This window comes from Ornithinibacillus caprae, from assembly GCF_009728145.1.
Taxonomy (GTDB): Bacteria; Bacillota; Bacilli; order Bacillales; family Amphibacillaceae; genus Ornithinibacillus; species Ornithinibacillus caprae.
Genome location: NZ_WOCA01000002.1, coordinates 276,107 through 288,257, shown reverse-complemented (window position 1 = coordinate 288,257; position 12,151 = coordinate 276,107). Strand labels below are relative to the sequence as shown.

Sequence of the window (12,151 nt, the reverse complement as noted above, 5' to 3'; positions counted from 1 at the left end):
TACTTACTTGTGTCATAGTTTAAACTCTGGCGATAGATTTCTAGCTACGACTTCTTTTCTTAGATTAACAGTTATCTTAAACCAAAGTTTTGTGATAAAGCTTGGTCTTGTTGTGCCACAGCTTCAGCAGTTTTCGTTAATTGCATCTCGATTTCCTGCATTAAGCGGGAGAAGTCCTGTACTTTTGGTGTTAATTCTCTAAATTGATCATCGAAACGTTCAAACGCACGACCTTCCCACTCACCTCTTAACTCTTCCTGTAAGTTTGATAAATCCCTTAAAATTTGATCAATTTGCTGCGCACTGTGACCATAACGTTTGGCTTTGTCTTGTAATTGATCTGGTGACATCCGAATTTGACCTGACATAATCTTCCACTCCCTTTTAAAAAATAAAAACTTTGAGGTTACATAGTAAATGTATTACCTTATGTAATTCATTTAACCTACTGAATTAACCTTCTCACTTAAAGACTAATTATCTATATTTATAATGTCAACGCACATATTACCATTTTCTGAAAATTGATTATTTGGTACTATTTTCACCATTAATTCCTTAATTTTCCATGTAAAAACAGGTAAAAATCCCCAATAAAAATAATAGTCCTTTTTACCTGTTAGATCCTCCCAATTCGACAAGTGCCTGTCACTAATCGATTTTTGTCGGATCGTGTCGATAGGTAGAGGGGTGTTTTTTAGTATAGGAAACTACCTAATCTTAATAGATTACGATTTCTAACATTGGACAGTCTCTTCCTTGTACCGTATAATTACTGTATTTATCAATTCGTAGATTAATAGAAAGGTGTTAAACACTCATGTTACAAAATCCAACAGGAAAAGAACGCCTAGGCTTAGCTTTTCTTCTTAGTATGCTTGGCATATTAGGTCCATTAAATATTGATATGTATTTACCTGGTTTTCCAGAAATAGCCGAAGATTTAGGGGCTCGTGCTTCATTAGTACAATTAAGTTTAACTGCATGTTTAATAGGTCTAGCGATTGGACAAATGATTATTGGTCCGATTAGTGACTCACACGGCAGAAGGCGCCCTTTGCTTATCAGCATTTCCTTATTCGCATTATCTTCTTTATTATGTGCACTTGCACCAAACATTATCATTTTGGTACTGGCGCGATTTCTCCAAGGATTTACAGCATCTGCTGGTATTGTCCTTTCCCGTGCAGTCGTCCGAGATGTATTTAGCGGACGGGAACTGACTAAATTTTTCGCGCTGTTAATGGTAATCAATGCGACTGCACCAATGATCGCACCAATTGCTGGAGGATCTATCTTACTCCTCCCATTTGCGAGCTGGCGTTCCATATTTTATACACTTTGTATCATTGGAATCATCATTGTTATAACCATTTCATTCAAATTAAAGGAAACATTACCACCCGAAAAGCGTATCCCTAGCTCGATTGGTCACTCCATTCGCACCATTGGTGATTTGATAAAAGACCGTTCTTTTATTGGCTACGCTTTAGTAGTTGGCTTTATTCATGGAGGAAGTTTTGCATATGTATCGGGTACACCATTTGTGTATCAAGGGATATACGACGTGTCGCCTCAGGTTTTTAGCATTCTTTTTGGCATAAATGGGTTGGCAATAATTTCTGGTAGCTTTATCATTGGCCGTTTAGGGGGAATCATACCTGAGCGAAGCTTACTTCGAGTGGCCGTTGTTGTCGCTGTTAGTGCAACAACCTTCCTACTGATCATGACCATGGTAGAAGGACCATTAGCACTAATCGTTATCCCAATTTTTATTTACATGACATCTATGGGTATGATTCTTACCAGTTCCTTTACATTGGCAATGGAAAAACAAGGGCATCGAGCGGGTAGTGCAAGTGCCGTATTGGGCATGCTTCCATTAGTACTTGGTTCGATCGTATCCCCACTTGTTGGAATAAACGAATCCTCAGCGATTCCAATGGGGTTCATTTTATTTAGTACTTCCCTTATTGGATGTATCGTATTTTTTACATTAACGAGAAGTACGAATCAAACCAAAGACGTTGGGCAATAATATAAACCTCTCCCTGTTTTATGGTGAAGGTCAGATCTGTTGGTCTGACCTTTTCCTATTTTTTGAAAGTCTTTATTGCGCAAGACCTAGGTTTTTAACAAAAATAATTGCTTGCTCTTTAAATCACCACTTATTTTTAAAAGAAGGTTAACAGAGGAAGTTCCACCTTTATCTTCTTTTTTATTCTTCTACTAGTTAGGCGATTTCCTCCTACTATCTTATTCTCCAACGTGGTCCCGTATCATTCTTCTTATCCGCAATCGGTGAAGAGCAGTGCGGACAAATGACCGCCTTATTCGGGATAGATAAACAACAATACGGACACTCTTTTTTTGTCATGGACTCAAGTGGGTGTTCATGAGGTTTTTTCCAACGATTAATCTGCCTTACAGCGAGAAAAACGATAAACAATATAATAATAAAGTTTATCTTCAATCAGTGGGGCGTGCTTTATCCCCCAATGATTGTTAGATGAACGAATCGGACATTTACGGGCAGTTGATCCGCCACCTCATCCTTGGTTTTACCTCGTAGGTTAAGTGGGGGCTTACTGCCCGTTATATGCGGGATAAACCTGACAGATTGTGAGAGGAATAAGACCATAGTTAATCGTCACAACACCAGCCTCCTTCGCTTCTTCCAACGAAGGGTATATTCGACCATTGAGACTAATATATAAATTTTCTATATTCATTTTTGATATCAATAATCCGACTGGAGGAAGTAAAATGTCTCTGACTAAGGAATCGATAAATCCACTTAGCGCAGCACCTAATACGACCCCCACCCCCATATCTAGTGCACTTCCGCGTATGGTGAACTGCTTGAATTCGTGAAATAACCCCATGGTAAGACCTCCCCTTCTAACATAAACTTATGAAAGGATTGGACAGACTATGAGTATTTAAAAACTTGCTATTGATAAATCTCTATAGAAAAAAAGCATACGGAATAGGAAAGTTAGACTTCCGATATATTAAACTTTTGACAAGCCTTTATTGCTGAAAACTTAGTTGCACTTACTTACCCAGCATATGTAAAAAAATACCGCTAGCACAAATTGCACCAGCAGTACTTGATTCATTATCTATACTTCTCTTTCCTTTTTTCTACTTTTCCTCCACCAATACTCAACAACACCAGTACCTATCAATACTCCTAATACGATTAATACTAATCCGATGATATGAGTAAACAGAATTGCTTCCCCTAAAAATATAGCGGAACCAATTAATGCTGAAAATGTAATGAAGTTTGTAAAAATAGCTGACTCAGCAGGACCAACTTTTCTAATAGCGAAGTTATATAACATATGCCCAAGTGCAGTTGCAACAACAGCACTGAAGATAAAGACTAATCCCACATCCCAGCTCCATAATTTCGTTAATTGTCGAAAATCAGATCCTTCAAATAAGCTTGCGATGAAAATAAGTCCAGAACCAAACAACAACATATATCCAGTTAACAGCCTTGGATCAAGCTCAGGATTTAATTTACTAATCAATATAAATGAATAGGCTTGAGCTAATATCGAAAGTAAAACCAAAATATCCCCTACGGAGACAGAAGCAATTCCCCCACTACCTGCAATGGATGTAGTAGCAACACCGATAAAACCTAAGAGGAAGCCAAATAGTCGTAGTTTACTTACTCGATTCCCTAAGAAAATGATCGAAAATACCATGGTAAATAATGGAGTAGTTCCGGCAATTAAACCAGCATTAACCCCAGATGTTTTCGACAGACCTACACTTATGAAGATATGATGGATAACCACATTAAATAGAGAGATTAAGATAATAACTATTACTTCCCTTTTAGTAGGCAAGCGAAGTATTTTAAAGAAAGCTAGAATCACTAACACGGATATTCCCGCAACAAAAATTCGAACAGAAGTTAATAAAATAGGGTCAACATTAGCAACCAATATTTTAATTGCCGAAACATTAAATCCCCATGTCATCATAATCAGTAATAACGCGATGTATATTTTTCTCACAGATGTATTCACCAGATTTCTAATTTAATTGATTTAATTATACATAAAGACCTGCTTCAGAGACAGATATGTGCCTATTAGAAAACTTGGCATTCGCCAAGCCCTTATGGTGAATGCCTTAGTTGCACTTATGCAGGATAGAAAAGTTTATACTTTTCTATCTGCCAATGATAAAAAAGCATCTTGGAACGAAAAGTCCGTTCAAAATGCTTTTTCTCTCAGGATATAAGTTTAAGATTCTACTTTTTCTCCACATCAACAGAAATAATTGTTTTAGACTTTTCAGCTGGATAGCAGTCCATTGCCGGTAACAGGTAAATATCACGACGAGGGCCCAGCGTTCGGTATCCCTGATCTGTTAATTCTTTTTTCATTTCTTCAAAAACTTCTTTTGTATTTTGATAATGACCAACATAAAGTCTTTGTGCACATAAGGAAGGAGAGCGTTCAACAAACGAAATTGTCGGTAAATCTTGTACTCGTAAATTCTTTTTCATTTTTTTTAATGCTCTTAGAAACATTTCTTCCGTTGTACAATCAGCTACTAACATCATTTGATCCACGATCCACTGATCGCCATCCGCTTTTTAATGCCAAATAGTCTCTGGTGGCATCAACTTAAATTTATATTGTAATTCATTTTTTGTGATTTGCTTAATTTGATTAACCACTTTCCATGCTAGCCATTTTTCATCTCTTGGCTCTGGTCTTCCATCCCAGTTCATATTAAAAGAAGTAACCATTCGTTGTGAAACATATTTTCACTCAGGAAGTTGTTGAATAATTAGTTCTTCAGTTTTGGGTCGGTATATTTCTTGATATATTTTTCGATGATCACGTGTTTTCAATACTGTGGAAGTCATTTGTCATTCCCTCCCTAGACCTTACTTGCTTTTTACTGCAATAAATAAGTCAATTTGATTATCCGTACAATATGGCTGGTATCGTTCACCCCATAGTTCCACATCGTAACCAAGTGGAACATAACCATTCTCTTCTAGCCATTTACCATACAAGAAGGAATAACTATTATGTAACTCTGATTCTAGGCCATGATGTGTATAACATACATAATCATTCTCTGGTATCGTATGCCGGACTGCTCCTTTTGGTATATTACTGTCTAATTCATCTACTTCGAAACCAATTATTTGTTTGAATTGGTGTACCTCTGCATCAAAATCTTCTCTCATTGGGTAAATTTGTGTCATATATACATGATCACCGACTTTATTTTCAATTTCATCCACGCTTTCCTTTAATTTCTCAAGCGTTTTTTTTCCCAATTGTTGTTCTTCAATCTCCTTTAAGTTTGCTTCGAATTCATACCCTATAATTTGAATTGCGTTCTTCTGAACTACTTTTGGTTCCATTTCATCATCTCCTTTTTTCACTACTACCCACTATAATTTTTATTATAATTTAAATAGTCAGAAAATCAAAGCTTTGGGGTACTTTGGGGTCAGGTCCACTGTCCCAATTTGAGGCTCATTTTTGGGGTCAGGTCCACTGTCCCATTTCTCATCCCCTACACGGGAATGTAAATCGTAAAGAGAATAATGTTCAATTCCCATGCAAACAAAAGCAGAAAAATTCCTCTCCTAATGTAAAGAGAGGAATTTTTGGGACAAGGGACCTGACCCCAATTATTCAAACTCATGCTCTGCTAGTGTGGTTGCGATGGTGTCTTGAATTTGGGTCATTGATCCGGTGATATAGTTGTTCATCATGATGGAGAAGATCAATTTCTCGCCGTCTTTTGATGTAACGTAGCCAGATAGTGTATTAACGCCAGTTAGGGAGCCCGTCTTTGCTTTTACATTTCCTTTTGTTGAATCCCCAGTCATACGGTTTCGTAACGTTCCACCTACAAAGCGGTCAGGCTCCCCTGCTACTGGTAATGAATTTTCAAATACAGGGAACCAGCTCTCATCTTGTACTTCGAAAAGTAGTTTTGTAACTTGATCTGCAGGAATCAGATTTTTATGAGACATACCTGCACCATCACGCAGCAAAATCGAATTCATCGATAAACCATTATTAGCTAATACTTCCTCCATAACTTCTAGCCCTTTACTCCAGCTACCTTCTCCATGAACAAACTGTCCCATTTCCTTTACAAGTACTTCCCCATGTCCATTATTACTAAGTTTCATAAACGGAATTAATAGCTCTTCAAGCGTCATGGATTGTTTTGACGTAAGAACAGTAGCTTCGTTTGGCGTTGTACCTAACGTCACCTGTGAATTCCCAATTAACTCGATTCCCTGTTCTTCCAGAGACTTTTTGAATACATCTAGTGCATAGCCAGTTGGTTCCCATACCGCTCGCCACGCTCTAGAAAGTGATCCATCGACTGGGATTTTCCCCTCGATGATAAATTTATTTGTACCATGCTCTCGGTCAATGGAAATAGATTTTGATTCACCTTTTGCAACTGTTTCGGCTTTGTTGACGATCGTAAGGTAATCTGTTTCCGGTGTCAGTTTCACGACAGGAAGATCACCTGCCTTTTTACCAGGATAAACCTCCACGATAACCGTTCCAGCATCATAATCCGTATTAGGAGAAATGGTCAATGCTGAGATTTGGGCTGCAGTATAATTAAATTCATCATCCCAATTTAAGTCAGTCGATAAACGAACATCATCATACCAGCTGTCATCCCCAACTAGATTCCCTTTGATTTTATGAATCCCCTGTTCCTTCAATTCATTTGCAAACTGATCGAAGTCTTCTTTTAATAAGGTTGGGTCACCTTTTCCTTTTACATATAAATTACCTTGAAGAACCTTCCCTTCCAATTTACCATCAGTTAAAACTTCCGTTGTAAACCGATAATCAGCACCCAGTGTTCGAAGTGCTGAAATAGCGGTAAGTATTTTCTGATTAGAAGCAGGATGTAATCGTATATCACCATCATGTGAATAAAGTAGTTCTCCGTCACTCGCTTTTCGAATACTCACACCAGTCATTGCTCCATCCAATCGTTCGTCTTCGAGCAGTTGATCAATTTTATCATCTAATGATTGATTTGATGTTCCTTCCGCTAGCTCATCCGATGCGACTACAAAAAGATCTTTTTCCTCGCTAGAAAATGGCAGACATGCCACTGCCACGATAAAGAGCAGCATAACAACTTTTTTCCAATATTTATTTCCCTTCATCAGCTCGTCCACATCCCTTTTATAAAATTTATCTTATATATAGTTAGTAAAATATATCGAAAATAGCATGGAAATAGAACGGTAATAGAATAGAATGAACCCATTTACCTATTCTTTACAGAACTCTCTTTCCCATTACATTAAAACAACTTTAATACTTAAGTATCAATTTCTTGAAATTAGCTCCTACCTTATTACCATTTTTTAGAAATAAGCAGGATTTCGTTGAAATTAAAAGAATATTTAAAATTAGGAAGCTAGTCTTTGCTTAGCTTCATGGCACTAATCTGCAAAAAATAGAAGGGACGTGTTTTTATTGAAAGGTTATAAGTTTACTAGTTTATTTTTCGTCTTTTTAATGCTTCTAACAACACCGGTATTTGCAGCTTCAAATGGAGAGTCAGGGCAAGCATTTGACAACAAGGTTGTTAAGAGAGTAAACGAGGACAATATTTATCAACACATTTCATATTTATCTGAAGTAATTGGACCTCGTGGAGCTGGTACTGAAGGAGAATTGGCAACCGTAGACTATCTGGTTGATGAACTAGAAAGCTATGGTTATAAAGATGTCAATGTCTATGAGTTTACTTTTCCTTCCGGTGGAAATGAAGTGACAGCTTATAATGTGGAAGCAGTCAAAGAGCCCATGAAAAATCATGACAATGGACAGCAAATTATTGTAGGTGCACATCATGATACAGTGCCTTGGGGACCAGGAGCTAATGATGATGCTTCAGGTACTGGAGCATTGCTTGAGCTAGCTAGAGTTTTTGCAAATACACCAACAGATACAACGATTAAATTTGTTGCCTTCGGTGCAGAAGAATATGGATTATGGGGTTCTAGAAGATATGCGGAAGCTATGACCGAAGACGAAGTAGAGCGTACGGTTGCCATGTTCCAGTTAGATATGGTTGGAAGTGTGGATGCTGGTGATCTAGTTATGTTTACAGCTGATGGCGAAAAGAATACAGTTACAGATCTAGGGGCTGCAGCAGGTTCTCGTGTAAGTGAGCTTGTTCCATACAGTGAGCTTGGTAGAAGTGACCATGTTCCATTCCATAATCTAGGCATTCCAGCAGCACTATTTATTCATACACCTCTTGAACCTTGGTACCATACAGAAGATGACATTATCGACTATATTAGTAAAGAAAAATTGAAAGATGTTGCAGATATTGTTGGTGCAGCTATTTATCAAGTAGCTAGAAAAGATACACCAGCACTTGAACGTTCACAAGTTGCACCAGTACCAGTAGATTATTATTATGAAGAGCCAATTTTATAGGGTCAGGTCCCTTGTCCCAATTGGGACAAGGGACCTGACCCCAAATTACTTTTTCTTCGTCTTTACCTTCAGTGTTGTGGGTTTACTTTTACCTGATGTGTTGATTGCTCTGACTTCATATTTATAGGTTTTGTTCTTCTTCAGTTTTTTATCTACGAAACGAGTCTTTGTTCCTCTATAGATTACCTTACCATTTCTTTTTACTTCATACTTCTTGGCACCTGATACTTTATTCCAATCCAAGCCAACAGTTGTTGCTTTGGTAGATGTTGATTTAAAGCTTGTAGGTTGATCTATTTTTAACGTTTTTACACGGAGCTTCGTAGGGTTACTTTTCACTGAATCTTTAATGGCTATTATTTCATACGTATAAACTTTATTTCTTTTTAACTTTTTATCTACGAAACGAGTCTTTGTTCCTCTATAGATTACCTTACCATTTCTTTTTACTTCATACTTCTTGGCACCTGATACTTTATTCCATCCTAGCTCTACTGTAGTTGCCTTCGTTTTCTTCGATTTAAAATTACTAGGATTTGAAAGCTTAGCTGGTGGTAAAGGGATTATTTTTTCCTCATTTGGAGCTTGTTCAATTATTTCCGGTTGACTTGGCTCGGTAACTATTTCATCGCCAACTGGTACTACTTTCATTTGTGGAGCTTGAATCAGACCATACCCATAAAATGAATCTCTACCCTCTACTCCTAAGTCAATAACATTCGTTTGTAATTGACTTCGAACATCTTGAATTGTTGCATGCGGATTTTCCTGCAAATACAGTGCAATGATTCCAGATACAAAAGGCGCGGCCATCGATGTTCCGTTCATTCGTATATACTGGTTTCCTAAATACGTACTTACTACGTTTACACCAGGGGCACTTATTTCTACTGCTTCTCCTGTGGATGAAAATAAACCTCTTTGATTATTGGAATCAACTGCAGCTACTGCAATTGATGTCGGGTATTTAGCAGGAAAATTAACTGTATCTCCACTACCATCCTTATTACCTGAATTTCCTGCAGCTGAAATAACTAGTATTCCTTTTTGATACGCTTGATCGATAGCTTGTTTTAAGACAACAGAATCCTGTGAGGTTCCTAGACTTAAATTTATAATATCCATCTGGTTAGAAATCGACCAATCAATACCTGCAATAATATCAGATAAGTAACCGGATCCATTGTAATCAAGAGCTTTAACAGCAAAAATGTCACTGTCTGGAGCAGTACCAACTATACCTAATTCATTATTTTGGGCACCAATAATGCCAGCGACATGTGTACCATGTCCATGATCATCACTATAAGAGGGTGTATAATTAACAACAGAAATACCCCCTGCAATCGATAAATCTTCATGAGCAGCAATTCCTGTATCCACTACTGCAATCTTTACACCTTTACCAGTTAATCCAGATCGCCATGCGGTTACCGTCGCTGTTTTTTCAATACCCCAATCTAGTACTTGGCCCTTAACCTCAATTTTTTGATCTTCTTCAATTAAACGTACATTGGGATTGTTCTTCAATCCTTTCAACGCCAGTGGACTAACGGACATACTAACTGCTGGAATATGGTTAAATTCTTTATTTACTTTTCCCTTCGCATTCGCTACTGCATTTTTATCAATGTTTTTCTCAAATAGAATAATTACTTTTTCCTCTGATAGATTAGACGCACTTATTTGTTGCGGTAAACTAAAAGGAAAAATTAGGGCAAAACAAATAGCAAGTATAATAGCTTTAAACCATTGTTTTTTCATCAATTCCTTCACTTTCCCCTTTAGAAAAAATAGATTTAGATTAATTATAGTTATTTTTATCGTTTTGTATAGTGGATAATTTAGGAAAACTATTTGGTAATATTTATCGGCTATTCAATTCTTGATTTGCCAATTATAATCAATTTACCGGTTGCTAATTTATTCATTTTCATAACAATCTAGCAATCTCACAACTTATATTGAGAGGAAAAATGAAATGAGAAAAATGTTCAAGGTTTTTCTATCATTATTATTAGTATATAGTTTTCTTCCAAACTACAACCAAAATGTCAGTGCAAGCTCAAGTAATTTTAATATGTCATATATTTACTTCGGTAGCACAGACACATTCATTAGAAATGTAGATAAAACTAATGGTTCATTAAATGTTGTATCTCCAAGCTATTTTGATTTAAATAGTGATGGAACACTGAAATTAACCTATCAACTAGATTCGAAATTTATTAATGAAATGCATAATAGAGGGATAAAAGTTGTACCGTTCCTGAGTAATCATTGGAATAGAACCATCGGTCGTGTTGCATTACAAAATAGAGAGCAGCTATCGACTCAAATAGCCGATTCAATTAAACAGTATAATCTTGATGGAGTTAATGTAGATATTGAAAATGTAACCGAGGTAGACAAGGATGCTTATACAGATTTCGTTCGTCTTTTACGGGAAAAAATTCCACTAGATAAAGAAGTATCTGTTGCAGTAGCAGCCAACCCAAACAACTGGACAAAAGGGTGGCATGGTTCCTATGATTATGTAAAATTAGCAAAGTATGCAGACTATTTAATGGTTATGGCATATGATGAGTCGTATGAATGGGGACCAGTTGGACCTGTAGCTAGCTTTCCATGGGTGGAGAAAACCGTACAAGCTATACTAAAGCATGCTCCACCAGAGAAAATTGTTTTAGGCGTACCCTTTTTTGGTCGTTATTGGGTAGATGGACAGCCACACGGTGGAATTGGAATATCTAATAATCGTATTGATGAAATTGTGACTCGTTATAATGGAACAGTAACCATGGACCAAATCTCACAATCAGCAGTAGCTAAGTTTACAATTAAAGAATCCGACCCTAAAACAGTCGTTGGTAACCGTACACTTGCACCAGGAAACTATACGATTTGGTATGAAAATGCAACGTCGTTAAAATATAAAGTTGGTCTAATTCATAAGTATAACTTAAAAGGAATGGGAAGCTGGAGCTTAGGACAAGAACAGGCAGGGATTTGGAGTGAGCTAAACCAAGCTTTAAATGGTGGTATTGTTTCAGCACCAAACCCAATTACTACTCCATTACAAGAAATTATTGAGGAGAAACCAGTACAAGAAACAAAACCTGTTCCTATTAAACCAACAGCCGTTAAAAAGCCTGTACTCAAAAAAGTAAAAACATCTTACAACAAGAAAAACCATACGGTTAAGTTTACTTACCATGTGAACCAACCATCAAAAATAACCATTAAAGTAGCTAATAGTTCTGGGAAAGTAGTAAGTACGTTAAGAAATAATGTAAATACAAAATCTGGAACACACTCTATTCAATGGAATGCTTCTAAATTTAAAAATGGAAACTACAAATTTAACATTAGTGCTGTAAACTCAAATAAACAGCAAACGAAACTAACTCAAAGTTACAAACTTACTAAAACAGTAGCTAATACGTTTAAAGCTAAAAATGGGAAAGTAAGGGCTTCCGTTCTAAATGTAAGACAGCAAAACACAACAAAATCAAAAGTAATTGGTACCGTAAAGAAAAATCAAAAAATTAAAATTATAGGACAACAAGGATCATGGTATAAGATTGAATATGGTAAAAAGACTGGCTATGTAAGTAGTAAATATGTAACTAAATAAGGGTCAGGTCCCTTGTCCC

11 protein-coding genes are annotated in these 12,151 nt (G+C 36.8%); 3 read left to right on the top strand and 8 right to left on the bottom strand.

All coding sequences use genetic code 11. The annotated features are described in order from the left end of the window. Positions 1–71 precede the first annotated feature (71 nt). Positions 72–368 (bottom strand): WXG100 family type VII secretion target, encoded by a 297-nt coding sequence (locus tag GMD78_RS04115; RefSeq protein WP_155667393.1) that lies wholly within the window; start codon positions 366–368, stop codon positions 72–74. 452 nt (positions 369–820) lie between these two features. Between GMD78_RS04115 and GMD78_RS04110 the strand changes: the two genes are divergently transcribed. After that, entirely contained in the window at positions 821–2,038 is a 1,218-nt protein-coding gene (locus tag GMD78_RS04110) for a Bcr/CflA family efflux MFS transporter (RefSeq protein WP_155667391.1), read from the top strand. Positions 2,039–2,585: 547 nt separating this feature from the next. Here the strand turns inward: GMD78_RS04110 and GMD78_RS04105 are convergent. The 6 genes from GMD78_RS04105 to dacB all read right to left on the bottom strand — a co-directional run bounded on the left by GMD78_RS04105 (position 2,586) and on the right by dacB (position 7,204). After that, positions 2,586–2,885 (bottom strand): MscL family protein, encoded by a 300-nt coding sequence (locus tag GMD78_RS04105; RefSeq protein WP_246187552.1) that lies wholly within the window; start codon positions 2,883–2,885, stop codon positions 2,586–2,588. Positions 2,886–3,125: 240 nt separating this feature from the next. Then, positions 3,126–4,037 carry a DMT family transporter gene (locus GMD78_RS04100; RefSeq protein WP_343042111.1) on the bottom strand — a complete coding sequence of 304 codons (912 nt, stop codon included), beginning with the start codon at positions 4,035–4,037 and terminating at the stop codon, positions 3,126–3,128. A gap of 239 nt (positions 4,038–4,276) precedes the next feature. Next, positions 4,277–4,600: a hypothetical protein gene (locus GMD78_RS04095; RefSeq protein ID WP_155667389.1), complete on the bottom strand. Its 324-nt coding sequence runs from the start codon at positions 4,598–4,600 to the stop codon at positions 4,277–4,279. 24 nt (positions 4,601–4,624) lie between these two features. After that, positions 4,625–4,762, bottom strand: a complete 138-nt coding sequence (locus GMD78_RS04090; protein WP_196493717.1) for a hypothetical protein — start codon at positions 4,760–4,762, stop codon at positions 4,625–4,627. Positions 4,763–4,921: 159 nt separating this feature from the next. Further along, positions 4,922–5,410 (bottom strand): GyrI-like domain-containing protein, encoded by a 489-nt coding sequence (locus GMD78_RS04085; protein ID WP_155667385.1) that lies wholly within the window; start codon positions 5,408–5,410, stop codon positions 4,922–4,924. 273 nt (positions 5,411–5,683) lie between these two features. Continuing rightward, positions 5,684–7,204: a D-alanyl-D-alanine carboxypeptidase/D-alanyl-D-alanine endopeptidase gene (gene dacB / locus GMD78_RS04080; RefSeq protein WP_155667383.1), complete on the bottom strand. Its 1,521-nt coding sequence runs from the start codon at positions 7,202–7,204 to the stop codon at positions 5,684–5,686. 307 nt (positions 7,205–7,511) lie between these two features. Between dacB and GMD78_RS04075 the strand changes: the two genes are divergently transcribed. Beyond that, on the top strand, positions 7,512–8,495 hold the full coding sequence (locus tag GMD78_RS04075) for a M20/M25/M40 family metallo-hydrolase (RefSeq protein ID WP_425495043.1): 984 nt from the start codon (positions 7,512–7,514) through the stop codon (positions 8,493–8,495). Between the two features lie 45 nt (positions 8,496–8,540). Here GMD78_RS04075 and GMD78_RS04070 read toward each other — a convergent pair whose 3' ends face one another. Then, positions 8,541–10,259, bottom strand: coding sequence for a S8 family serine peptidase (locus tag GMD78_RS04070; protein ID WP_155667379.1), 1,719 nt, complete (start codon positions 10,257–10,259; stop codon positions 8,541–8,543). Between the two features lie 217 nt (positions 10,260–10,476). Between GMD78_RS04070 and GMD78_RS04065 the strand changes: the two genes are divergently transcribed. Beyond that, on the top strand, positions 10,477–12,132 hold the full coding sequence (locus GMD78_RS04065; protein ID WP_155667377.1) for a glycosyl hydrolase family 18 protein: 1,656 nt from the start codon (positions 10,477–10,479) through the stop codon (positions 12,130–12,132). Positions 12,133–12,151 lie beyond the last annotated feature (19 nt).

Bases quoted from the DNA above. Each gene is read 5' to 3' on its own strand.
- GMD78_RS04110 (WP_155667391.1), top strand. From the start codon at position 821: ATGTTACAAAATCCAACAGGAAAAGAACGCCTAGGCTTAGCTTTTCTT.
- GMD78_RS04065 (WP_155667377.1), top strand. From the start codon at position 10,477: ATGAGAAAAATGTTCAAGGTTTTTCTATCATTATTATTAGTATATAGT.
- GMD78_RS04070 (WP_155667379.1), bottom strand. From the start codon at position 10,259: ATGAAAAAACAATGGTTTAAAGCTATTATACTTGCTATTTGTTTTGCC.
- GMD78_RS04090 (WP_196493717.1), bottom strand. From the start codon at position 4,762: ATGAACTGGGATGGAAGACCAGAGCCAAGAGATGAAAAATGGCTAGCA.
- GMD78_RS04085 (WP_155667385.1), bottom strand. From the start codon at position 5,410: ATGGAACCAAAAGTAGTTCAGAAGAACGCAATTCAAATTATAGGGTAT.
- dacB (WP_155667383.1), bottom strand. From the start codon at position 7,204: ATGAAGGGAAATAAATATTGGAAAAAAGTTGTTATGCTGCTCTTTATC.
- GMD78_RS04105 (WP_246187552.1), bottom strand. From the start codon at position 2,885: ATGGGGTTATTTCACGAATTCAAGCAGTTCACCATACGCGGAAGTGCA.
- GMD78_RS04115 (WP_155667393.1), bottom strand. From the start codon at position 368: ATGTCAGGTCAAATTCGGATGTCACCAGATCAATTACAAGACAAAGCC.